Here is a 23396-nt window from a genome sequence, read left to right on the forward strand (position 1 = left end):
CGATTATATTTTCTATTTTTGTATTAAAAACAAGCCGTTGTATAGTGTGTTTTTTTAATTTTGAGCGCATGATAAGTGCGTAAAACTAAAGTATCAGCCTGCAATAACCGTTGTTAAGATGTTAACAATAATATACATGGGGGATACGTGCGTTGAACACGACGGCGGAATCATCGGCATTGCACGCAGAAATTGTCGGCATGCTGTATTCAAACAATCGCAGATCATTGATGGCAGCCATCGTGGTCATGATTGCGCTTTTGCTCGTGCAATGGCACCTGATCGACCACATCATCCTCACGGTCTGGTCCAGCATTTTCCTAGTGGCTTACGGCATACGTGCTTATCTGACTTATCAGTATGAAAAAGACTTGCAGCGCGAACTGCATAGCCGCCAGTGGTTGCAGTGGTTCCGTGCCAGTACCTGTTTTTGTGGCCTGGCCTGGGGCTTGGGCGGTATTCTGCTGTTCCCTGAGGCTGATACGGCACATCAGGCGTTCCTGATTTTTGCGCTGGTTGGGGTTTCCGGGGCGGGCATCATTATTTATTCAGTCGATACCTTAAGTACCAACCTGTTTAGTGGCGGCATTGTGCTGTTTATGATTCCGCGCTTTTTGATTCATGGCAGTTCAGTCTCACTGGCGCTCGCCGTGTTGTTTATGGTGTATGTGTTTTATGTGACGGTGGCTGGCCGCAGCCTGGCTAACAGCCTGCGCGAGAATATCTCGTTACGGATTGCATCCAACCTGGATAACAAAAAGGTGCACCAACTGGCCTACTATGATTTTTTGACTGGCTTGCCTAATCGCCGCTTGCTGACGGATCGCCTTAATCAGGCATTTGCACGCTGTGTGCGTCACCAACATTATGGGGCGGTGTTGTGCCTGGACTTGAATAATTTCAAAGGGCTTAACGATAGCAAAGGCCATCAGGCCGGGGATGAGTTGTTGCAACAGGTGGCTTTCAGGCTGCAACAATGCTTGCGTAAAAAAGATACCATCGCGCGCATGGGCGGTGATGAGTTTATTGCTGTGCTGGATGAGTTATCAACCGACAAGGCAGAAGCGATTACTGCGGCCCAGGCCACTGCGGAAAAAATGATGGCGGTATTTTCGCAGCCCTTTGAGTTGCAAAACAGTAAATACCGCACTGCACCCAGCATTGGCATTTGCCTGTTCCTGGGGGATTTGCTTAAAGAAGATGAAGTGTTGCGGCGCGCTGATATTGCCATGTATCAAGCCAAAAAATCCGATAACCTCAATAGCATCCAGATGTATGATGAGGCTGTACACCCGGCGGTTGAAATGCGCGCCACGCTTGAAAACGAGCTGGCATTTGCCTTGCAGGGCAAGCAATTGCTTTTATATTACCAGGTGCAAGTCAATGAGTTGCAGCAGCCAACGGGTGCAGAGGTCTTGTTGCGCTGGCAACACCCGACCTTGGGCATGATTCCGCCAGACCAGTTTATTCCGATTGCCGAAGAAACCGGTGAAATTGTCTCCATCGGGCAATGGGTACTGGCCCAAGCTTGTCAGCAACTCAAGCACTGGTCACAGTCTGTGCATACCGCCCAGCTTAAATTGTCGGTCAATGTCAGTGCCATCCAGTTCAGCCAGCCCGATTTTGTGCAGATGGTGAAAGAAACGGTATTGGCGAGTGGTTGCGATGCAAGCTGTTTGCGCCTGGAACTGACCGAAAGCCTGATTGTGAAAAATATCGATGAAGTGATCGAAAAGATCAATGCGCTGAAAGTATTGGGCATCACTTTTTCGCTGGATGATTTTGGCATTGGCCAGTCTTCGTTGTCGGTATTGAAACGGCTGCCGTTAGACGAATTGAAAATAGACCGCAGCTTTATTAAAGATATTGTGCATAACAACTACGATTCATTTATTGTGCAAACCATCATCAATATGGGCAAAAACCTGAGCCACAGTGTGATTGCTGAAGGGGTGGAAATGCAGCAGCAAATGGTCATGTTGCAAAATATGGGCTGCCACGCTTTCCAGGGGTATTTGTTTAGCCGTCCGCTGCCTTTGCATGAGTTTGAAGCCAGTTTGCAATCAGCGATACACGGCGGTGCTGCGCCATCCGCAACCGGTCAGCGCAAAGTATTACGTAGCCGACTCAGCTAAACCTTGATCCACTCTTCGCCCTGGCTTAACCAGCGCTGCAGGTGCGCAGTGACGGCAGCAGGATCGCGTTGTAATAGTTGATCCGCCTGGGTTTTGGCCATCTCCAGTAATTGCATATCGCGTTCCAGATCGGCAATTTTAAGCATGGGGACGCCACTCTGGCGTGTGCCCAGCAATTCTCCCGGGCCGCGGATATGTAAATCGGCCTGGGCAATTTGAAAGCCATCATTGCTTTCAAAAATGACCTTCAGGCGCTGTCGCCCAATTTGCGAACATTGCTGTTTGCTATAGAGCAAAATGCAGGTACTCTTGGCTGCGCCGCGGCCGACGCGGCCACGTAACTGGTGTAACTGGCTCAGTCCCATGCGCTCCGCATGTTCGATCACCATTAAACTCGCATTCGGTACATCGACGCCGACTTCAATGACGGTGGTGGCGACCAGCAGGTGAATCTCATTGACAGAGAAAGCCTGCATCACTGCCTGTTTTTCTGCCGATTTCATGCGGCCATGGACCAGGCCGACTTTGAGTTCGGGGAACGTTTGCTGCATATAGGCAAAGGTATCATTGGCCGTTTGCAGTTGCAGCGCTTCTGATTCTTCAATCAGCGGGCACACCCAATAGGCTTGATGGCCNNAAGGTGCGCGGAATCGGCGTGGCCGACATCATGAGCTGGTGCGGTTCCAGGTTGTGTGCCTGCCCTGGCAAGGCCGTGCCTTTTTTACGCAACGCCAGCCGTTGGCCGACGCCAAAGCGGTGTTGCTCATCCACAATCGCCAACCCCAGTTGCTTAAACTGCACATCGTCTTGAAATAAAGCATGCGTGCCGACGGCAAGCATGGCTTCACCACTAGCGATGGCTGACAGTGATTGCTCACGCTGTTTTTTGTTCTGGCTGCCGGTCAGCCAGGCGACCGTCACCCCCAGCGGTTGCAGCCAGTCACATAGCTTTTTGTAATGCTGTTCTGCCAGAATTTCCGTCGGCGCCATCATCGCCACTTGCCAGCCATGTTCTATCAGTTGCAAGGCCGCCAGGCAGGCGACAATGGTTTTGCCACTACCGACATCACCCTGTAGCAGGCGTTGCATGGGGTGTGGCTGGTTGAGGTCGTGCCCGATTTCTGCCACGACCTTTTGCTGGGCAGACGTGAGTGCAAACGGCAGGCTGGCCAGCAGGCGGCCAACCAGGGTCTGTGAGGCGGAGATGGCAGGTGCGCGCGATTGTTTGCGACGTGCGTAATGTTGTCGCATCGAAAGCTGTTGTGCCAGCAGTTCGTCGTAGGCCAGGCGTTGCCAGGCAGGATGCGTGCGGTCTTCCAGTGTCGCCAGTGCTATCTCGGCCTGGGGTTGATGCAGCAAATGCAGACTGCTGGCAAAGTCGGGCAGTTGCATGGACTGGTATACCCAACCTGGCAGGGTTTCGTGCAAATATTCTGCTTGCAAGATGCGGTTCACCGCTTTGCGTATAGTTGCCTGGCTCAAGCCTGCCGTGGTCGGATAGACCGGGGTGAGTGCACTGCTGACCGGCGTGTCTTCATCGACTTTGCGCTGTGTCGGGTGCACCATTTCATAGCCAAAAAAACCAGGCCGCACCTCACCAAACACGCGTAAACGCTGGCCAGTTTGCATGGCAGCGACCTGGCTGGGATAAAAGTGCAGAAAACGCAGATTGATGATGCCAGTGTCATCCTGCAGCCTAACATTCAACATTTTGCGCGGCTTGTAGGCCACTTCATTGTGCACCACCACGCCTTCGATTTGTGTCTGCTCACCCAGGTGTAAGTCGCGGATGGCCGTGATGCGGGTTTCGTCCAGGTAGCGCAGTGGCAAGTGCAGCAACAAGGCCTGCACTGAATGAATATTCAGTTTTGCCAGCTGGCTGCATACGGCGGGCGTGAAACCTTTAATCTCGTTCAAGGGCCGCATGCTGGCATCACCGCTGATTTACTGGATACGTTGTTCCAGCTGGTTGCCTTTGACCCGGTTGATACGCACGATTTGCTGAATCTTGCGTAGATTGCGGATCAAGGTCGCCAGGTGCACGCGGTTATGCACTTGCACGGTAAAGTTTACATTGGAGTACTGGCTGCCATCGCTGGATTCGACACTGACATTATCAATGTTGGCATCCGCATTGGAGATGGTCGCTGCAATTTTGGCCAGCATGCCGCGTTCGTCGACCACCGTAATGCGCAAGTTGACGCTGAACAGTTTTTTCGGATCGGCATCCCACTCCACGTCCAGCCATTTTTCCGGGTCCAGCCTGAACTTGCGGATGGCCGGGCAATCGTGGGTATGAATGACCAGGCCCTTGTCCTTATTGATAAAGCCCAGAATCGGGTCGCCAGGGATCGGGCGGCAGCAAGGGGCAAATTGCACCGCCATGCCTTCCGAGCCACGGATGGTAATGGTATCCAGTACTTTGCCGGATTTATCTTCAGCATCGGCCGGATGCGCCAGTAACTGGTGTGCGACCATCAGGCTGTTACGTTTGCCAAGGCCGATATCGGTCAAAATCGTCTGGCGGGTTTTGCTGCCATAGTCGTTCATGACCTTTTGCCATTGCTTGTCTGAAATCTCGGCCGGTTCTATATGCATGGCGCGCAGCGCCACATTCAGCATGCGTTCACCCAATTGTGCCGATTCTTCCACCTTGACGGTTTTGAGGTAATGGCGGATATGTGAGCGGGCTTTGCCGGTGACCACATAGTTGAGCCAGGCCGGATTCGGTTTCGCCAGCGGTGCGGTGATAATTTCAACATGATCACCATTGCGCATCTCGGTACGCAGTGGCGCCAGTTCATTATTGATTTTAACGGCGACGCAACTATTACCGACATCTGAGTGCACGGCGTACGCGAAGTCAACCGCCGTCGAGCCACGTGGTAAGGCCATGATGTTGCCTTTAGGCGTAAACACATAGACCTCGTCCGGGAACAGATCGACTTTAAAGTTCTCCAGGAACTCGTGGCTGTCGTCACTCTCGGTCTGGATTTCAACCAGGCGTTGCAACCACTGGTGGGTTTGCTGTTGCAGTTTGGTCAGGTGCGCATCGGTGGTTTTATACAGCCAGTGCGCGGCCACGCCGGCATCAGCAATATTGTGCATTTCCTGGCTGCGTATTTGTACCTCAATCGGCGTGCCAAACGGGCCAAACAGCGTGGTATGCAAAGATTGGTAACCATTGGCTTTGGGGATGGCAATATAGTCTTTAAAGCGGCCAGGAATGGGCTTATAAAGCGCATGTAATGCGCCCAATGCCAGGTAGCAGGCTGCGGTATCTTTGACAATGACGCGAAAACCGTAAATGTCGCCAATTTGCGACAATTTCATCGATTTTTCAGCCATTTTCTTATAAATGCTGTAAAGGTGCTTTTCGCGCCCCTGTACATCATATTCGATCTGGTATTGCGTCAGCTGGTTCTCAATGGCGTCCTGAATCTTGCTGATGACTTCTTTGCGGTTGCCACGTGCCAGGCGAATGGCCTTATCAATCACGCGGTGACGATTCGGATACAGGTACTTGAGGCTGAGATCTTCCAGCTCATGGTAAATCGGGTTCAGGCCTAGCCGGTTGGCAATTGGCGCATAAATATCCAGCGTTTCGCGCGCGATGCGTTTCTGCTTTTCCGGGCGCATTGCCTCCAGCGTCTGCATATTGTGCAAGCGATCGGCCAGCTTGACCAGGATCACACGCACATCCTGGCTCATGGCCAGCAGCATTTTGCGGAAATTTTCGGCTTGCGCCTGGGTGGCGGTTTGCAGTTCTACCTTGTCCAGCTTGGTCAGGCCATCTACCAGGTCAGCCACCTGTTTACCAAAGCGCTCGGCAATCGCCGCACTATCGACTTCGGTATCTTCCACCACATCATGCAACAGGGCGGCCAACAGGGTCGGCAAGTCGAGATGCAGTTTGGCCAGAATGCAGGCCACCGAAATCGGATGGGTAATATAGGGTTCGCCGGTTTTGCGGGTTTGACCGGCATGCGCCTGCTCGGCATAGCGATAAGCTTGCCAGACCAGTTGCACTTCTTCTTCGTTGAGGTACTTGCGGATTAGCTGGGTAAGGGGGGAATCCTCACGGTCAGCAGGGAGCAAGTCCACTTCCTCCAGGGGAGACCTGGACTTGCGATGGGCAGAATCGCCTTGGCTATGGGGCATAGCTGTTTATGCGTGGCCCTTTTTCTCTAACAACTCTACACCGATCTTACCAGCAGCGATTTCGCGCAAGGCAATCACGGTTGGCTTGTCTTTTTGTGAATAGCCGCTCACTAATGGGTCTGAACCATTGGCTAATTGTCTGGCGCGGTAAGCTGCCACCAATGTCAATTGAAAACGGTTAGAGATGTTGTCCAAGCAATCATCGACAGTAATACGTGCCATAAAAACCTCTTAATATGTGAGCCTACATGCAGCGTGCATGCGCGCTGGGTCAGGTAAGTGATTGAATCAATGACGCGTGGCAGGCAACCTGGCGGTTTAACTGCAAGCGCTGGGCGCGAACAATCGCCATCAGATCCTGCAAGGCCACGTCAAAATTATCATTAATTGTAACATAATCAAACTCATGCACGTGACGCATCTCCTCACGTGCGGCGGCCAGACGTTGCGTAATCACGGCTTCGCTGTCCTGGCCACGGTTGTTCAGGCGGTGTGCCAGCGCCTCAATTGAAGGCGGCAAAATAAAAATCGAGGTGACCTGCGGGAACAGTTTGCGAATCTGCTGAGCGCCTTGCCAGTCGATTTCCAAAATCACATCGCGGCCGGATGCCAGGGCGTTTTCTACCTCGCTTTGTGCCGTGCCATAACGCGCACTGTGCACATGTGCGCTTTCGAGAAAGCCGCCTTTATCCAGCACGCCTAAAAACTCGGCTTCTGAGACAAAGTGGTAATGGATGCCGTCTTCTTCGCCCGGGCGTGGTGCGCGGGTGGTGTGCGACACCGACAGTTTTAAAATCGGGTCTTGCGCCAGCATGGCACGCACCAGGCTGGTTTTACCAGCGCCAGAAGCAGCAGAAATCACATATAAATGACCATGACTCATGATGCACACCATTCCGGGTTAGGCAGTGAAGAAAAGACGGATTTCAAACCCTCGCCCCAACCCTTGCGGATACAGGCGTAATAAGGATCATCTTCCGTCAGGCGTTGCCGGCAATCGGCGCTAAAGGTGTCAGTGCGGTATATCATCAAATCAATCGGTAAAGCCACAGAAATATTACTGCGGATGGTGGAATCAAATGAAATCAGCACGCATTTTACCGCATCTGTGACATTGGTTTGATGTTTGATGACACGATCGATAATCGGTTTTCCGTATTTGGTCTCGCCGATTTGCAGATAAGGCGTGTCCGAGGTGGCTTCAATAAAATTGCCTGCTGCATAGACATTAAACAGGCGAGGCTGCTCGCCTTTGATTTGACCGGCCACCAGAATGCTGGCGCTAAAGTCTATGCTATGTTCCTTGAGGGCTTTGCCATCGCGCTGATGCACGGTGCGCATGGCGGCGCCGACGACACTGGCGGCTTCAAACAGCGACTGCACATTATGCAGGTGGGCATGCGGTTCAGGCGATTTGAGCTGTTCACGGCACAGGTTGACCACCGATTGTGTAATGGCCAGATTGCCCGCCGTCAGCAGCACAATCATGCGCTCGCCCGGTACTTCAAATAGATGCATTTTAGGCGCAATCGCTACCTGGTCGACACCAGCATTGGTGCGCGTATCAGAAGCCAATACCAGGCCTTGTTGCAGCAAAATACCGACACAATAAGTCATAAGAAAAGAGGAGTAGGTTAATGTTTAAAAGTCATCATAGCATGCACGGACAAGCTACTGCTGCGCACTTTGTGCCTGCTGTCGTAGCTGTTGTTTATGCTGCTCGCGCTGTTTTTCTGTCAGGCCGCCGTGCTGGTTGACACTGACCATGCTCGCCATGCCCTCTGTGCCGCCGCCGATACGCGAACCCGTGATCGGACTGGCGCTGCGATAGTCCAGGCCAGTAGCCAATCTGACATGCGTTTCGTTTACCAATGTGCCATTAGACACATCCAGCCCGAGCCATTGGTCGTGTTGCCACACATCCACCCAGGCATGCGTTTGCATCAGGTTGCCGTTTTCGGTGAACAGATAACCGCTGACATAACGTGCGGGCAGCCCTAGGCTATGGCAACAGCCAATAAAAGCATGCGCATGGTCCTGGCAAACCCCTTTGCCAAGCCTGAAGGCCTCGGCTGCCGAGGTGTCGACCTGGGTCGCACCTGTGATGTACTCCATCTGCGCACGCAAAGCCTGCATCATGTCTGGCAGTGGCGCATCGGCAAAGCGTTTGGCAAATGCAATCATGGCGGCATCGGCCTGGGTGAGGGGCGTATCACGCAGGTAAATGTCTAATGGGAGTGTGTGCTCAGGCGGGGTGCTTGCAACCCCGGTTTCCACTTCGCCACACACGGCGATGAGCAATTCATGATGCGGCTGGTCGATGACCAGGGTATGCGCCAGATTGCCAAAGGCATCCTCAAACGCAGCCAGCTGCCCGTTGACCTTGAGCTGCCAATGCTTGACCTGCTGGCCGTGACCATTGCGTGGCGTCAGGCGCAATTGCTGAATGGTGTATTGCGCCATGTCACTGAAAGCATAGTGGGTCTGATGTTCAATATTGAGCAGCATATGTGTGGTGTGCCAAAGTGAAAAAGCGCAGCGCTGTGTTAAACAGTCTGCGCAGAGGGGGTTCATGGCAATCTATTGTCGTTGTCAGGCCGTCGCACTTAAAAAATTGCGTTGTATTTCTTCACCGAGTTTGCGGTTGGCCAGAATAAATTCATCCAAGAAGTGGTGTACGCCATCTTTCAAAATATCCAGCATGCGGCCGTAGTGCAGCCTGGCATGCATTTGGCCTGCCAGACGCTCGGCTTCAGTCTGGCGGCTACCAGCCACCTGCCGCAAAATCGGCATGATTTCGGCGTAGCAGGCGTGTAGTGAACGTGGCATGTCTTCGCGCAAAATGAGCAATTCAGACACTTTCATCGGTTCAATCGCATCGCGGTAAACTTTCTGGTAGGCCTGGAAAGCCGACACCGAGCGCAGCACGGCACTCCATTCGTAATAATCCACCGCGCCGTCATTCGCTTCTTGCATAGGGATTAAAAATTCATACTTTACATCGAGCAAACGTGCGGTATTGTCAGCACGTTCCATAAAGGTGCCCAGGCGTACAAAGCTGAATGCTTCATCGCGCAACATGGTGCCAAAGCACACGCCACGGAACAGATGCGAACGACTTTTGACCCATTCACAAAACTCACTCAAGCCAGTCTGTGTCAGATCCTGCTTGATATATTGGCCAAACTCCAGCCACAGCGTGTTCATGTTTTCCCAGGTTTCGGTGGTCATGGCCACGCGCACAGCGCGGGCATTTTCACGTGCGCTGCGCAACGAGCTGTAGATGCTGGAAGGATTACTGCTATCCATGACCAGATGTTTAATCACATTGGCGGCATTGAGTTCTTTGTAAGTTTTGTCATAAATATCGCGGATACCGGCGATTTCCAATACCGTATCCCACAGTTCTTCTTCATTGCTGCTGTCGGAAGGCAGCAACGACATGTTGTAAGTCACATCCAGTACGCGCGCCACGTTTTCGGTACGTTCGATATAACGCGCCATCCAATATAAATGATCTGCGGTACGACTTAACATATGACGGCCTCTTGCGTTGTTTGTTGGGCAGCCATTTGCGACTGCGAGGTTTCTACACAGACATCATCACGCTCCAGCACCCAGGTATCCTTGGTACCGCCACCTTGTGAGGAGTTGACCACCAGTGAACCTTCCTTGAGCGCCACGCGCGACAAGCCACCTGGCACGACACTGACTGTTTTGCCCGAGAGTACAAATGGGCGCAGGTCGACATGGCGTGGTGCAATACCTTGATCTACCAGCGTCGGGCAGGTCGACAAGGCCAATGTCGGTTGCGCAATGTAATTGGCCGGTTTCGAGACGATGCGTAAACGGAATTCTTCAATTTCCTGCTTGCTGGCAGTGGGGCCGACCAGCATGCCGTAGCCGCCTGAGCCTTGAACCTCTTTCACGACCAGCTCGGGCAGATGATCCAGCACGTAGGCCAGATCATCTTCCTTGCTGAGTTGATACGTAGGCACGTTCTGCAGGATGGGAGATTCACCCAGGTAGAACTTAATCATCTCCGGCACGTACACATACGTCGCCTTGTCATCAGCAACGCCGGTGCCCACGGCGTTGGCTAATGTGACGCCACCATTGCGGTAGACGGAGAGCAGACCTGGCACGCCCAACAGGGAGTCGGGCTTGAACACCAGAGGGTCAAGGAAGTCGTCGTCGATGCGGCGGTAAATCACGTCCACCCTTTGCGGGCCTTGCGTGGTGCGCATGTAGACGGCGTTATTGCGGACAAACAAATCCTGGCCTTCCACCAGTTCGATCCCCATTTGCTGGGCGAGGAAGGCATGTTCAAAGTAAGCGCTGTTATAAGCGCCTGGTGAAAGCAGTACCACGGTCGGATCAGTGACGCCTGTTTGGGCCACCGAGCGCAAATTATTAAGTAATACGTGCGGATAATGCTCGACCGGTGCAATCGGGTATTTTTTAAATAAATCCGGAAACAGCCGCATCATCATTTTGCGGTCTTCCAGCATGTAAGACACCCCTGAAGGCGTGCGCAAGTTATCTTCCAGCACATAAAACTGCGATTCACTGGTGCGTACCAGGTCGATACCGGCCACATGTGCATACACCTGGTTAGGCACATTGACGCCTACCATTTCCGGCCGGTATTGTGAGTTGCTTAAAATGCTGTGCGGGACAATGCCCGCCTTGATAATTTCCTGCTCATGATAAATATCATGCAAAAACATATTGAGTGCGCGCACGCGTTGCACGGCGCCTTTGGCTAGGTGTGCCCACTCGCTGGCGGAGATCATGCGCGGAATCACGTCAAACGGGATCAAACGTTCGGCACCATCCTCTTCGCCATAGACGTTAAACGTAATCCCAACCCTGCGGAACAATACTTCAGCTTCCGCCCGCTTGGCCGCCAGCTGTTGTGTCGGTACATCGCTTAACCAGCGGTTATACGCCTGATAGATGGCACGTACATTGCCCCCATAGCCCTGCATTTCATCGAAAAACTGTTTGGCCGATTGCGTCATGATGCTGGACCTTTGCCTTACTTGTAAAATTCAATTAAATAAGAGCAAGCCGTGTGCCAGCAAAGAATAGTGTTTTAAATCATATTGTTATTGCTTTTTAGCTGTTGCTATCAAAGCAAAACGCACCATTGCGGTGCGTTTTAGTGTCACGATTTTGGTGCAGTGCCGTTTTACATTTAAGTCGCTTACTCGATGTTCTGAATCTGCTCGCGCATTTGTTCGATCAGCACTTTTAGTTGCATAGACACTTGTGTGGTTTCGATGGCCACCGATTTTGAGCCCAGGGTATTGGCTTCGCGGTTCATTTCCTGCATCAGGAAGTCCAGCTTTTTACCCATGGCGCCACCGGCATTGAGGATGCGGTCCATTTCGGTGATATGGGATTGCAAGCGTGCCAACTCTTCGTCTACATCAATGCGTTGCGCGTAAAGCACGATTTCCTGACGCACGCGGTCGTCATCGGCCTGCATGGCTTCTTGCAGTTTGGCGGTCAGTTTTTCCTGGTATTGGCTCACCAGCGTCGGCAGCAGTGGTTTAACAATGCTGATTTGTTCACGCACGCCTTGCAGGCGATCGAGCAATACCTGTTTGAGCTTTTCACCTTCGCGCTGGCGTGCAGCAATCAACTCATCAATGCCGCGCGACAGGCCGTTTTGTACGCCTTGTGCCATCGCTTCGGCATCCACCGCTTCGGTTTGCAAGACGCCGGGTAGTTTGAAGACATCGACCAGGTTGATCGGTTGCGCTTGCGGAAAATGCTGTTGCAGGTCTTTGAGCGTTTGTGCAATTTGCGCCACCATGGCCGGGTTGAGCGCCAGGGTGGTGGCTGCGCTATCACTCTTGAGACTCATACGGCATTCAACTTTGCCGCGGCCGAGCCGGGTTTGCAGTTGTTCGCGTATCAGCGCTTCAAACTGGCGCAAACTGTCTTCAATTTTGACGTTGAGCTCGAGGTAGCGATGATTCACTGCACGCAGTTCGATCAGCAACAGGCCGCCCGGAAAACGGGCTTCACTTGCGGCAAAGCCGGTCATGCTTAAAATGGGCTGTGCGTTTTTGGTTTCTTTTTCTGTGGTTTTGTTGGCAGTCATTATCGCGCTCCGGGCAAACTGGACGATTGTATCAAATGCGCTATCGATATGCGAAAATAGCGTACAGATAAAAGAAACCCGGTTTGATGGCAGAGACGGCAAGCCACTTAATTCGGCGTTTCCCTTAATAAAAGCCATGATTGTGACGTTAAAGCGCTAGTGAAGCTTTCTAATAAATTCGATTTTGCCTTGCCGGTCGGCACTGCGCTGCATGACTACACCATTACACGGGTGCTGAGTCTGGGCGGGTTCAGTTTCGTCTATCTGGCGCAGGATCCGCAAAAAAATACCGTCGCCATTAAAGAATATATGCCAGTGACGCTGGCTGAGCGTGACGAGCATACGCATATCCGCTCCAATGGCAAAAATGAAGCTGCCTATAAACATGGCATGAAGTGCTTTTTTGAAGAAGGCCTGGCGCTGGCCAATATCGAGCACAAGAATATTGTGCGGGTGAAAAACTTCTTCCGTGCCAACAACACCGTTTACATGGTCATGAAGTACGAGCGCGGCAAATCGCTGCAAGATTACATCATGGCCTTGTCGCAGCCGGTGCCCGAGAGTTTCCTGATCCGCATGTTTGTGGAGTTGCTCAATGGCTTGCGTGAAGTGCATACGCGCAAGTTGCTGCATCTGGATATCAAGCCCGCCAATATTTATATCCGCCTGGATGGCTCACCCATGCTGCTGGACTTCGGATCAGCGCGCCAGGCCTTGTCTGAGGTGACATTAGCGCCGACTTACACACCGGGTTTTGCGCCGCCGGAGCAATACATAGACCGTAAGCACCTGGGACCCTGGAGTGATATTTACAGTATAGGTGCCAGCATGTATGCCTGCTTGCAACGCGCATCGCCCATCTCGGCCAATGTGCGGCTGAAAGATGATACGCTGGTGCCTGCGATTGAGCTCGGTAAACAGATATACTCTGAAAAATTACTGGCGATTATTGATGAATGCATGCAGCTGGACTATCTGTTACGGCCGCAAAGCGTGTTCTCATTACAGAAAAAAATGATCGGCATCCGCGTGGTAGAAGATCCTCGCGGTTCGCTGGTGGATAAAATCATCAAGGTATTGAATAAACCGCTATGAAATTCACCATTGCACAAGGTAGCCGCCAGGGGCCGCGGCCTTACAATCAGGACAGGCTGGCGTATTCTTACCACCGGCATGCTATTTTCATGGTGCTGGCTGACGGCATGGGCGGACACCAGCATGGGGATGTGGCCGCCGAAATCGCGGTGAAAACCACGATAGAAGCCTTTCAACGCGAATCGCAGCCTTTGATTACCCAGCCTGCGCAGTTTTTGCGTGAGCAAATTGCCCGGGCACATGATGTGATCGAAAATGTGCGTTTGCAAAAACGTTTGCTGGAATCCCCACGCACCACCATTGTCGTCGCGCTAATCCAGCACAACAAACTGTTTTGCGCCCATGTGGGTGATTCCCGCTTATATCTCTATCGAAACGGCCTGGTCGAACACCAGACCGAGGATCACTCAGTCGTGCAATCATTATTACGTGAGGGAAAAATCACGGTAGATGAGATGGATCATCACCCGCACCGTAATAAAATTTATAATTGCGTGGGGGGGGAGCGCCCGCCAAAAGTGGAGCTGGCGGCACCGATTCCGCTGCGCGAAGGCGATGTCATTATGCTGTGCTCGGATGGTGTATGGAACACCGTGCCAGATATCAGCATGGCGCAACATATGCTGGCCGCAGATATTAACGATGGCGTGAACCGCTTATTGGATGATGCTGATGCCGCCAGCATTACCGTCGGCGATAATATGAGCGCGATTGCTCTGCAGTGGGGGCAGCGTGTGACCAGCCCGCTGACGATTTCAACACTGGATTTACCGGTAGACGTCACCACCACCATGATGAACGAAACCACGGCCCCGCCCAGCCAATATGCGCTGGATTTGACCGATGATGAAATTGAAAAGGCCATCGCCGAAATACAGGAAGCGCTGGGTAGAACCCGGCAACATATTAAATAACAGAAAGTTGTAAACCATGATCAGACCAAGCCAGCGCGCGAATGACCAATTGCGCGCCATCGAAATTATCCGCCACTACACCAAACATGCTGAAGGCTCAGTATTGGTGAAATTTGGCGATACGCACGTGATTTGCACTGCCAGCGTAGAAGAAAAAGTGCCCGGTTTTTTGAAGGGCAAAGGCCAGGGTTGGGTGACGGCTGAATATGGCATGCTGCCACGTTCAACAGGTAGCCGCATGGACCGCGAAGCCGCACGCGGCAAGCAAAGCGGCCGTACACAAGAGATTCAGCGCCTGATTGGCCGCAGCCTGCGCGCGGTGATTGATCTGCAAAAGCTGGGTGAGCGCACCATCCATTTTGACTGTGACGTCATCCAGGCCGATGGCGGCACACGTACTGCCAGCATCACCGGTGCTTATGTAGCGATGGTGGATGCGATATCTACCTTGCTGCAAAAAGGTCTGTTGACTGAAACACCCATTAAAGACTCTGTTGGCGCGATTTCGGTGGGTGTTTATCAAGGCACCGCGGTGCTGGACCTCGACTATATCGAGGACTCGGACTGCGATACCGACATGAATGTGGTGATGACCGGCAACGGTGGCTTTGTTGAAATTCAGGGCACAGCCGAAGGTGAGCCATTTAGCCGCGATACCATGAACCAGATGCTGGACCTGGCTGCCAAAGGCATTAATGAGTTGGGCCAACTGCAAACCCTGGCATTGGCAAAATAACCATGGCCTTGCCATTTAATAAACTGGTCATTGCCTCTGGCAATAAAGGCAAAATCCGCGAGATTGCGCATGTGCTGGCGCCGCTGAATATCGACATCGTGTCGCAATCCGAATTCAATGTGCCGGAATGCCCTGAGCCTTATGGCACTTTTATTGAAAATGCCTTGGCCAAAGCGCGTCATGCCAGCCAGCACACAGGCTTGCCTGCGCTGGCTGATGATTCCGGCCTGTGCGTCGATGCCTTGCAAGGCGCGCCGGGTGTGATTTCGGCGCGCTATGCCGGGCCGCAACCGGCCAATAGCCTGCTCACGCAAGATGAACGAAACAACGATAAACTGCTCACAGTATTGTCACGTATCAGCGAGCGCCAGGCGTATTTTTACAGTGTGCTGGTGCTGGTGCGTTCGCCACAAGATCCGCAACCGATTATTGCCGATGGCCTGTGGCGTGGAGAAATTTTGCGCGAATTTCGCGGCACGGAAGGCTTTGGCTATGATCCGCTATTTATGGACCTTGAAACCCGTAAAACGGTTGCTGAATTACCGCTGGAAGTGAAAAGCCGCATGAGCCATCGCGGTCAGGCTTTGGTAAAATTGCTGCAAGCCTTGGAAAGAGTCAGTGTATGAAAAACGAATGGCCAAAATGGGTACGCGATGACGGTTCGGTGGTCTCCTGCACCGAAAAGGTCAAAGTCATGGCCGAAAATTTTGATGAACTCAAGCAAATCGCCCAGGATGCCATGGAAGACGGTTTGCTGATGGAAGTCAGCGAAGAGCAGATGCGTGCTGCGTTGCATGCGCTTGTCGATACGCTGGTTAATCCTTACAACAAGCTATAGGCTTGCCAATATGGCAGGTCTCTCACCGCAGAAAATCCTCCACGACGTTTTCGGTTACTCGCAGTTCCGTCACCAGCAGCAAGCCATCGTTGAGCATGTGATCGACGGGCGCGATGCGCTGGTGCTGATGCCTACGGGCGGCGGCAAATCACTGTGTTACCAGATTCCTGCGCTCGCACGCGAAGGTTTGGCTATCGTCGTCTCGCCCTTAATCGCCCTCATGCAAGACCAGGTCGAGGCTTTGCAGCAATTAGGCGTCAACGCCGCCTTTTTAAACTCCAGCTTAAGCGCGGAAGACAATAGCCGCATTACGCGTCAAGTGCTCTCAGGCGAAATAAAACTCCTGTACGTCGCCCCCGAGCGACTCATGGTCGGCAGCTTTTTAAGCCTGCTCGATGAAGTGCACCAGCATGTGGGCCTGGCGCTGTTTGCCATCGACGAAGCGCACTGCGTGTCGCAATGGGGGCATGATTTCAGGCCAGAATATCGCCAGCTCACTGTGCTGCATGAGCGCTTTCCGCAAGTGCCACGTATTGCGCTCACCGCCACGGCCGATGCGCCCACGCGCGCCGAAATCATCAGCCAGCTCAACCTCGAAAACGCAGCCCAGTTTGTCTCCAGTTTTGACCGGCCGAATATCCGCTACCACGTCGGTATCAAGAATAATGCGCGCCAGCAATTGCAGGCCTTTCTGGAGCGTGAGCACGCTAACGACGCTGGCATCATTTATTGTTTATCGCGCAAAAAAGTCGAAGAGACCGCCGCCTGGCTGGTCGAAAAAGGCTGGTCTGCATTGCCTTATCATGCCGGCTTGCCCGCCCAATTACGCGAGGTACACCAGCGCCGTTTTTTGCGTGAAGAAGGCATCATCATGGTGGCGACCATCGCGTTTGGCATGGGTATCGATAAACCTAATGTCCGCTTTGTCGCCCATTTAGACCTGCCAAAAAGCATGGAAGGCTACTACCAGGAAACCGGCCGTGCCGGGCGCGATGGCTTAGCCGCCAATGCCTGGATGGTCTACGGCATGGGCGATGTCGTCTCCATGCGGCAAATGCTTGATAGCGGCGAAGCCTCCGAAGAGCGCAAACGCCTCGAGCGCTTAAAGCTGGATGCCTTGCTCGGCTACTGCGAATCCACCGCCTGCCGCCACCAGGCTATTCTGCGCTACTTTGGCGAAAGCCATCCCGGCGCCTGTGATCAATGCGACAACTGCCTGCACCCGGTCGAAACCTGGCAAGCCACCCAGGTCGCCCAAATGGCACTTTCCTGCGTATACCGCACCGGGCAAAGATTCGGCGTTGGCCACTTAATCGACGTGCTCACTGGCAAACTCACCCCGCAAGTCGAGCGCTTCGGTCACGATAAAGTCAGCACCTTTGGTATAGGCAAAACCCTCAATCAAGCCCAATGGAGTGGTGTCTATCGCCAATTGATTGCGGCTGGCATGCTTGAGGCTGACATGGCTGCGTATGGCGGCTTAAAACTGACTGAAGCGGCAAGGCCGGTGCTCAAAGGCGAGCAAGAAGTCTGGCTACGCCGCGACGCCGAACCCGAAAAGCGCATGAGCAAAGCCGAGCGCAGCGCCCGTGCCAAAGAAGCCTTCGCGGGTGCCAATGACGATCCGCTCTGGCAAGCCCTTAAAGCCAAACGGTTGGAACTGGCAAGAGAGCAGGGCGTGCCACCGTATGTTATTTTTCACGATAGTACTTTGCTGGAGATTCATAACCGCAAGCCGCAGACATTAGATGAAATGGGGCAAATTAGCGGGATAGGGCAGGCGAAATTGCAGAAGTATGGGGATGCGTTTTTGTTAGTTTTAGAAGAAATGACTTAATCAACCCCGATCGAGGGATCGTTAGACTTCAACGGGAAGGTTCCGAGTTAAAATGTCAGCATGATCCCGATTTACCCTGCCAATAGTTTGAGTGAAGCACCTCTGCAAGGTGATGTCACGCTCAGCGGCCTCACTAATCCACCACCGCTTTCACTTTATATTCATATTCCCTGGTGTGTACGAAAATGCCCTTATTGCGACTTTAATTCGCATGAGGCTCGCCAGGAAATCCCAGAGACTGCTTATGTGGATGCATTGATTGCTGACCTCGAGCAGGCCACGCCATTGGTGTGGGGGCGAAAAATCCGTAGTGTGTTTTTTGGTGGTGGCACGCCCAGCATTTTCTCTGCTGAAGCGATTGATAAGATTTTGAGCCATGTACGTATGCTGACGCCTCTGGAGTATGGTGCCGAAGTCACGCTGGAGGCCAACCCGGGTACGGTGGATATCGCTAATTTTCAAGGCTATCGCCAGGCCGGTGTGAACAGGATTTCGCTGGGCATCCAGAGTTTTCAGCCGCAATATCTTAAAGCGCTAGGGCGTATTCATGATCGCGAACAAGCACTGGCAGCGGCAGAATTGGCGTTAAATACCTTTGATCAGGTGAATCTGGATGTGATGTATGCATTGCCGGAGCAAAGCCTGGAAGATGCATTGAAAGATGCCGAAACGGCTTGCCGACTCAAACCAGCGCATTTGTCGTTTTATCACCTGACGCTGGAGCCCAATACGCCGTTTCACCGTACGCCACCGAGTTTGCCGGATGACGATACCAGCGCCACCATGCAGGAAGAAATTGAGAAGGTTCTTGCCAGTCATGGGTATCAACATTATGAAACTTCTGGTTTTTCACAGCCTGGTCAGCAGTGTCAGCACAACCTTAACTACTGGACGTTTGGGGATTATTTGGGCATAGGCGCTGGTGCGCATTCCAAACTGAGTTTTCACGACAAAATTATCCGCCAGAGTCGACACAAGCATCCTAAGAAATATTTGGAGAGTGTGGCCAAAGGCCAGATGGTCGATAGTGAGTGGCAGATTGGCCGCGAGGATTTGGCGTTTGAATTTATGATGAATGCGTTACGGCTGGTGGATGGTGTGGAAGCGGATTTGTTTCAGCAGCGCACGGGATTACCGTTACGGAGTATCCAAGCTACTTTGCAGGAAGCACAGCAGCAGAGATTGTTGGCGCAAACGAGTGGCGTGATTGCGCCGACGTTAAAAGGGCAACGGTTTTTGAATGAGTTATTGGGGATGTTTTTGCCTTAATCAGTGTTTTTGCTGATTAGGTAAGGTTGCTTTTCGCCATCTAGGCGAGTTACTTTTCTTTGCTTGCACAAAGAACAAGTAACCAAAAGAAATGCACCCCAGCTTCCACTTGATTCCTGTGCTACTCGGCTTGTCGGGCGGCCATCGAAACTCGCCCTGGCTGCTTGCACAAAACGCAAGCCACTGCGGANNTCCTCTTTGGTTACTTTCTGAGGGGCAAGCATCAGAAAGTGACTCGCCTAAAGGCGAAAACATAAGTGACGAGTATCTATAAAAATTACTTTTTAGACTGCCACTCTTCCAAAACACCCCAAACCAAACTCAACACCAGCAACAAGATCGCACTCGCCACAATCACCGCCAATTGCGGTGTTTGATAAAGCTTCTTCACTGGCGTCCGCGCAATCGCCCGTGCATTTGCCTGATATGTTTCCACAATATGTGACTTTGCGGCTGCAATTCGCTCGGTCAAATTCGACACAGAAAAAGAATACCCTTTTAACGCGAGTCCTTCTGGCAGGACCGGTTTGGGCAAATGCCACCCGGTCGCGTTTTGCTGCGATGCTTGTGTGAGTTGCACACTCATCACCAGCCCCGGTGTGACAAATGCGTCGGTGTCGACTTCATCGGCTTTTTTAATACGGTGGGTGAGGGTGTGCAAGGTTTGCGCGTTGGGCACGGCAATGAGTTGTGCGGTTTCACTGCGCTCATCCGGGCGGAGCAGAATGCCGCGGCCCCGACTGAGGGTGATGGATTGCTGCACAAAGCGCTGTTGCAGTACCGGGCTTTGTGGGTAAAGCTTGGCGGCCAGGCTGTTGACGCTTTCACCCGGCAACAGCGGCCACAGCATGGCCTGTTCGTGCTTGGGGTTAGCTATGCCAAGCGCTGCTTGCGTGGGCTGGGTCGCTAATAGGCTGATGGCTAACACCAGCCCCATCATTACCGGGTGTGATTTGCACTTACTCGGTGGATGATGGCGGTGGGGCATCAGTGTCCTAATTGCTGCCTGGCTTGGGCGATGGCGCGGCGCACTTGTTCGGGCGCGGTGCCGCCGGTGTGGTTGCGGCTGGCGACGGAGCCTTCTAGCGTCAGCACTTCAAATACGTCGTCGCTGATGGTGCTACTGAAGGCTTGTAACTCAGCCAGGCTGAATTCGGCCAGGTCACGGCCTGATTCCACGCCTGCTTTGACGGCGTGGGCGACCACTTCGTGCGCATCACGGAACGGCATGCCTTTTTTCACCAGGTAGTCGGCGAGGTCGGTGGCTGTGGCAAAGCCTTCCAAGGCCGCCTGGCGCATATTGTCGGCTTTGACGGTGATGCCGCGCAGCATGTCGGCATAAATCTGCAAGGTCACCAGCAAGGTGTCAGCCACGTCGAACAGTGGCTCTTTGTCTTCCTGGTTGTCTTTGTTATAAGCCAGTGGCTGGCCTTTCATCAGGGTCAGCAAGCCGATCAAATGTCCATAGACACGGCCGGTTTTACCGCGCACTAGCTCTGGTACGTCCGGGTTTTTCTTTTGTGGCATGATGGAGGAGCCGGTACAGAAACGGTCGGCAATATCAATAAAACCGAATCGCGGACTCATCCATAAAATCAGTTCTTCAGAAAAGCGCGACAAATGCATCATCAGCAAGGATGCCGCTGCATTAAATTCAATGGCAAAGTCACGGTCGGAGACGGCATCCAGCGAGTTCTGGCAGACGCTGTCGAAACCTAGTAATTCTGCTACTAATTCACGTTTGATTGGGTAGCTGGTGCCCGCCAGTGCAGCAGCGCCCAATGGCAAACGATTGATGCGTTTGCGCGCATCAGCAAAACGCTCGGCATCGCGGTTGAGCATTTCAAAATAGGCCATCAGGTGGTGACCAAAGGTCACTGGTTGCGCCACTTGCAAGTGGGTAAAGCCGGGCATGATGGTGGCGGCATTTTGTTCGGCCAAATCCAGCAACGAGGTTTGCAGCGCGCGGATACCGGCGATGGCGTCGTCGACCACGCTGCGCAGCCACAGGCGCACATCTGTCGCGACCTGGTCGTTACGTGAGCGGCCGGTATGCAAGCGTTTGCCAGCATCGCCGATTTTCTCGGTCAGGCGTCTTTCAATGTTGAGGTGTACATCTTCCAGGTCCAGCAGCCACTCAAACTGGCCCGCTGTAATCTCCGCCAGAATCTCACCCAATCCACGTTTGATATCTTCTACATCTTGCGCCGAAATAATGCCTTGCGTGCCCAGCATGGTGGCGTGGGCAATCGAGCCTTGAATGTCGAATGCAGCCAGGCGTTTGTCGAAATCGACGGAGGCGGTATAGCGTTTAACCAGTTCGGCGACTGGCTCGTTAAAGCGGCCAGACCAGGCCTGGTCTTTTTGGTGTAGCGAAGATTGTGTGTTGGGTTGCTGAGTTGTCAAAGCAAAATTCTTTCTGCCAAAATTTGCACCTTCAAATTAAACCTTGAAAATTGCCCACTGGTCGCGGCTTGCGCCCGTGGCACTTAATACTTATGATGCTGGCACGACATTATAAACGAACATCACGCCGTGCGTAAAAGTAGCCGCATCCCGAATTTCCGCAATCTGGGCATACACTTACGTGTACTGTTGCTGCATCTGTGTTTGCTGGCATTGCTCACGGTCTATGACGGCCAGTCGGGTTGGAGCGTATCGTCATGGCTAAATGACCTGGCGCAGATTGGCAGCCAGTGGCTGCCGCCACTGCTGCTGGTGATGGGCGCCCTCACGTTGGCGTATCCTGTGATCAACCGCTGGCCTTACCGCCTGGCGTTGATGGTGATCTTTTTGCTGGCTATTGGCATCACCGCTTTGTCTGCCTATGGATACCAGCGCTGGGTCTTGCCATTCACATCCGCACAATATTGGCAGGTGATGCTGCTGTGTGTGGCCGATGTGCTGGTGTGTTTATATTATCTCGATCTGTTACAGCGGGCTTATTCGCCCGCCATTGCCGAGGCCCGTTTGCAGGCTTTGCAGGCACGTATCCGCCCCCATTTCCTGTTCAATAGCCTGAATGCTGCACTATCTTTGATCCGCAGCCAGCCGCAGCGCGCGGAGACTGCGCTGGAAGATATGGCGGAGCTGTTTCGTGTGCTAATGGCGGATAACCGTGACCTGGTGCCTTTGTCGCAAGAAATCACCTTGTGCCAGCAATATCTGAATATTGAAAAGCTGCGACTGGATGAACGACTGCAATGCGACTGGCAATTAGAGGATATTCCACCGGAAGTCATGATTCCGCCACTGATTTTGCAGCCTTTGCTCGAAAACGCCGTATATCACGGTATAGAGCCGCAGTCGCAAGGCGGTGTGGTGCATATTGAAATTAAGCCCAGCGGCAAGAGTTTGCTGTTGCGTATCAGTAATCCTTTGCCGCCACGCAGTGATAAATCTGGCGGCAATAAAATGGCGCTCAAAAATATCCGTGAGCGCTTGCGTTTGCACTACGACCTGGAAGCACAGTTGCGCCAATACGAAGCAGATCAGCGTTATATCGTCGAAATAGTGATTCCAACACGGCCGTTGTCCGAGGTGATGCATGGCTAGTCAACGTTTGCTAATCGTCGATGATGAGCCACTGGCCAGGCAGCGGCTACGTGATTTAGTGGGGGATGTCGGTGGCTATGAGATAGCAGGAGAGGCCGCCAATGGCGTCGAGGCAATCAGCATATTGCAAGAGGCATCGGTAGATATTGTGCTGGTGGATATCCGTATGCCGATGATGGATGGCATTGAGTTGGCGCAACACCTGCGTGGTTTGTCACAGCCACCCAAGCTCATTTTTACCACGGCTTATGACCATTATGCCGTGCAGGCATTTGAGCTCAATGCCATTGACTATCTGCTCAAGCCGATACGCAGTGAGCGCCTGGCCGCCGCACTAGCCAAAGCGCAGCCACTACAAGCCGCGCAGTCACAGGCTTTGCGGCCATTGCAGGAAACGCATGACCACCTTAGCATCCACGAGCGTGGCAAAGTGTTACTGGTAGCCATCGCAGACGTGCTCTATTTGCGGGCTGAGTTGAAATATGTGACGGTACGCACGCGTGACAAAAGTTACTTGCTCGAAACCTCATTGAACCAGCTGGAGCAAATTTACGCGGCGCAGTTTGTACGCATACACCGTAATGCACTGGTTGCACGTGCGGCCATCAGCGGGTTTGAAAAGCAAAGGATTTCGGAAGGCGAAGAGGCTGGAGAAACGGCGTGGGTGGTGTTAATCAAGGGCATTCCGGAGACATTGCTTGTTAGCCGACGTCACCAACATGTGATTAAGGCCACCTGACG

At 52.8% G+C, this 23396-nt stretch carries 20 protein-coding genes and 1 pseudogene; 10 read left to right on the top strand and 11 right to left on the bottom strand.

What is annotated here, in order from left to right; translation table 11 throughout:
• The first annotated feature begins 152 nt into the window (after positions 1-152).
• Entirely contained in the window at positions 153-2135 is a 1983-nt protein-coding gene (locus B3355_RS00005; protein WP_292778852.1) for a putative bifunctional diguanylate cyclase/phosphodiesterase, read from the top strand.
• Here B3355_RS00005 and B3355_RS00010 read toward each other — a convergent pair.
• The 9 genes and pseudogenes from B3355_RS00010 to B3355_RS00050 all read right to left on the bottom strand — a co-directional run bounded on the left by B3355_RS00010 (position 2132) and on the right by B3355_RS00050 (position 12411).
• Positions 2132-4061: pseudogene (locus tag B3355_RS00010) on the bottom strand (ATP-dependent DNA helicase RecG). The gene B3355_RS00005 and the pseudogene B3355_RS00010 sit on opposite strands and share 4 nt — an antisense overlap.
• A gap of 18 nt (positions 4062-4079) precedes the next feature.
• On the bottom strand, positions 4080-6296 hold the full coding sequence (locus B3355_RS00015) for a RelA/SpoT family protein (protein ID WP_292778877.1): 2217 nt from the start codon (positions 6294-6296) through the stop codon (positions 4080-4082).
• Positions 6297-6302: 6 nt separating this feature from the next.
• Positions 6303-6518, bottom strand: coding sequence for a DNA-directed RNA polymerase subunit omega (rpoZ, locus tag B3355_RS00020; RefSeq protein WP_019880814.1), 216 nt, complete (start codon positions 6516-6518; stop codon positions 6303-6305).
• A 49-nt stretch (positions 6519-6567) separates the two neighbouring features.
• A complete protein-coding gene (gene gmk / locus B3355_RS00025) occupies positions 6568-7179 on the bottom strand; it encodes a guanylate kinase (RefSeq protein ID WP_019880815.1) in 612 nt (203 codons plus the stop codon).
• Positions 7176-7913, bottom strand: coding sequence for a proteasome-type protease (locus B3355_RS00030; protein WP_019880816.1), 738 nt, complete (start codon positions 7911-7913; stop codon positions 7176-7178). Before B3355_RS00030 ends, gmk begins: the two co-directional genes overlap by 4 nt.
• A gap of 54 nt (positions 7914-7967) precedes the next feature.
• The gene (locus B3355_RS00035) at positions 7968-8804 is read right to left on the bottom strand and encodes a transglutaminase family protein (protein WP_292778890.1); all 837 of its coding nucleotides are present in this window, start codon (positions 8802-8804) and stop codon (positions 7968-7970) included.
• A gap of 84 nt (positions 8805-8888) precedes the next feature.
• Positions 8889-9833 (bottom strand): alpha-E domain-containing protein, encoded by a 945-nt coding sequence (locus B3355_RS00040; protein WP_019880818.1) that lies wholly within the window; start codon positions 9831-9833, stop codon positions 8889-8891.
• Entirely contained in the window at positions 9827-11320 is a 1494-nt protein-coding gene (locus tag B3355_RS00045; protein ID WP_024930243.1) for a circularly permuted type 2 ATP-grasp protein, read from the bottom strand. Before B3355_RS00045 ends, B3355_RS00040 begins: the two co-directional genes overlap by 7 nt.
• A gap of 185 nt (positions 11321-11505) precedes the next feature.
• A complete protein-coding gene (locus B3355_RS00050) occupies positions 11506-12411 on the bottom strand; it encodes a YicC/YloC family endoribonuclease (protein ID WP_292778897.1) in 906 nt (301 codons plus the stop codon).
• Between the two features lie 159 nt (positions 12412-12570).
• Between B3355_RS00050 and B3355_RS00055 the strand changes: the two genes are divergently transcribed.
• The 7 genes from B3355_RS00055 to hemW are packed head-to-tail and all read left to right on the top strand — an operon-like array spanning position 12571 to position 19100.
• Positions 12571-13506 carry a serine/threonine protein kinase gene (locus B3355_RS00055; protein ID WP_019880821.1) on the top strand — a complete coding sequence of 312 codons (936 nt, stop codon included), beginning with the start codon at positions 12571-12573 and terminating at the stop codon, positions 13504-13506.
• Positions 13503-14420 (top strand): PP2C family protein-serine/threonine phosphatase, encoded by a 918-nt coding sequence (locus B3355_RS00060; RefSeq protein WP_019880822.1) that lies wholly within the window; start codon positions 13503-13505, stop codon positions 14418-14420. Before B3355_RS00055 ends, B3355_RS00060 begins: the two co-directional genes overlap by 4 nt.
• 16 nt (positions 14421-14436) lie before the next feature.
• Positions 14437-15156: a ribonuclease PH gene (gene rph / locus B3355_RS00065; RefSeq protein ID WP_292778902.1), complete on the top strand. Its 720-nt coding sequence runs from the start codon at positions 14437-14439 to the stop codon at positions 15154-15156.
• Positions 15157-15158: 2 nt separating this feature from the next.
• Positions 15159-15782: an RdgB/HAM1 family non-canonical purine NTP pyrophosphatase gene (gene rdgB / locus B3355_RS00070; RefSeq protein WP_019880824.1), complete on the top strand. Its 624-nt coding sequence runs from the start codon at positions 15159-15161 to the stop codon at positions 15780-15782.
• Entirely contained in the window at positions 15779-15994 is a 216-nt protein-coding gene (locus tag B3355_RS00075) for a hypothetical protein (RefSeq protein WP_019880825.1), read from the top strand. Before rdgB ends, B3355_RS00075 begins: the two co-directional genes overlap by 4 nt.
• Positions 15995-16004: 10 nt before the next feature.
• On the top strand, positions 16005-17831 hold the full coding sequence (recQ, locus tag B3355_RS00080; protein WP_292778905.1) for a DNA helicase RecQ: 1827 nt from the start codon (positions 16005-16007) through the stop codon (positions 17829-17831).
• Positions 17832-17891: 60 nt separating this feature from the next.
• Positions 17892-19100 (top strand): radical SAM family heme chaperone HemW, encoded by a 1209-nt coding sequence (gene hemW / locus B3355_RS00085; RefSeq protein WP_292778908.1) that lies wholly within the window; start codon positions 17892-17894, stop codon positions 19098-19100.
• A gap of 277 nt (positions 19101-19377) precedes the next feature.
• On the opposite strand, the gene B3355_RS00090 is transcribed toward hemW, so the two are convergent.
• Positions 19378-20040, bottom strand: coding sequence for a hypothetical protein (locus B3355_RS00090; RefSeq protein WP_292778911.1), 663 nt, complete (start codon positions 20038-20040; stop codon positions 19378-19380).
• A gap of 47 nt (positions 20041-20087) precedes the next feature.
• On the bottom strand, positions 20088-21506 hold the full coding sequence (gene argH, locus B3355_RS00095) for an argininosuccinate lyase (RefSeq protein ID WP_292778914.1): 1419 nt from the start codon (positions 21504-21506) through the stop codon (positions 20088-20090).
• Between the two features lie 129 nt (positions 21507-21635).
• On the opposite strand from argH, the gene B3355_RS00100 reads away from it, so the two are divergent.
• Both B3355_RS00100 and B3355_RS00105 read left to right on the top strand, forming a co-directional pair.
• Complete coding sequence (locus tag B3355_RS00100) at positions 21636-22655, top strand: sensor histidine kinase (RefSeq protein WP_292778917.1); 1020 nt, start codon at positions 21636-21638, stop codon at positions 22653-22655.
• Entirely contained in the window at positions 22648-23394 is a 747-nt protein-coding gene (locus B3355_RS00105) for a LytR/AlgR family response regulator transcription factor (RefSeq protein ID WP_292778920.1), read from the top strand. The genes B3355_RS00100 and B3355_RS00105 overlap by 8 nt, the downstream gene beginning before the upstream one ends.
• Positions 23395-23396 lie beyond the last annotated feature (2 nt).

This window comes from Methylophilus sp. UBA6697 (assembly GCF_002454655.1).
GTDB lineage: Bacteria > Pseudomonadota > Gammaproteobacteria > Burkholderiales > Methylophilaceae > Methylophilus.

Bases quoted from the DNA above. Each gene is read 5' to 3' on its own strand.
- hemW (WP_292778908.1), top strand. From the start codon at position 17,892: ATGATCCCGATTTACCCTGCCAATAGTTTGAGTGAAGCACCTCTGCAA.
- B3355_RS00030 (WP_019880816.1), bottom strand. From the start codon at position 7,913: ATGACTTATTGTGTCGGTATTTTGCTGCAACAAGGCCTGGTATTGGCT.
- B3355_RS00060 (WP_019880822.1), top strand. From the start codon at position 13,503: ATGAAATTCACCATTGCACAAGGTAGCCGCCAGGGGCCGCGGCCTTAC.
- rpoZ (WP_019880814.1), bottom strand. From the start codon at position 6,518: ATGGCACGTATTACTGTCGATGATTGCTTGGACAACATCTCTAACCGT.
- B3355_RS00045 (WP_024930243.1), bottom strand. From the start codon at position 11,320: ATGACGCAATCGGCCAAACAGTTTTTCGATGAAATGCAGGGCTATGGG.
- rph (WP_292778902.1), top strand. From the start codon at position 14,437: ATGATCAGACCAAGCCAGCGCGCGAATGACCAATTGCGCGCCATCGAA.
- B3355_RS00040 (WP_019880818.1), bottom strand. From the start codon at position 9,833: ATGTTAAGTCGTACCGCAGATCATTTATATTGGATGGCGCGTTATATC.
- B3355_RS00050 (WP_292778897.1), bottom strand. From the start codon at position 12,411: ATGACTGCCAACAAAACCACAGAAAAAGAAACCAAAAACGCACAGCCC.
- B3355_RS00090 (WP_292778911.1), bottom strand. From the start codon at position 20,040: ATGATGGGGCTGGTGTTAGCCATCAGCCTATTAGCGACCCAGCCCACG.
- B3355_RS00105 (WP_292778920.1), top strand. From the start codon at position 22,648: ATGGCTAGTCAACGTTTGCTAATCGTCGATGATGAGCCACTGGCCAGG.
- rdgB (WP_019880824.1), top strand. From the start codon at position 15,159: ATGGCCTTGCCATTTAATAAACTGGTCATTGCCTCTGGCAATAAAGGC.
- recQ (WP_292778905.1), top strand. From the start codon at position 16,005: ATGGCAGGTCTCTCACCGCAGAAAATCCTCCACGACGTTTTCGGTTAC.
- B3355_RS00035 (WP_292778890.1), bottom strand. From the start codon at position 8,804: ATGCTGCTCAATATTGAACATCAGACCCACTATGCTTTCAGTGACATG.
- gmk (WP_019880815.1), bottom strand. From the start codon at position 7,179: ATGAGTCATGGTCATTTATATGTGATTTCTGCTGCTTCTGGCGCTGGT.
- B3355_RS00075 (WP_019880825.1), top strand. From the start codon at position 15,779: ATGAAAAACGAATGGCCAAAATGGGTACGCGATGACGGTTCGGTGGTC.
- B3355_RS00015 (WP_292778877.1), bottom strand. From the start codon at position 6,296: ATGCCCCATAGCCAAGGCGATTCTGCCCATCGCAAGTCCAGGTCTCCC.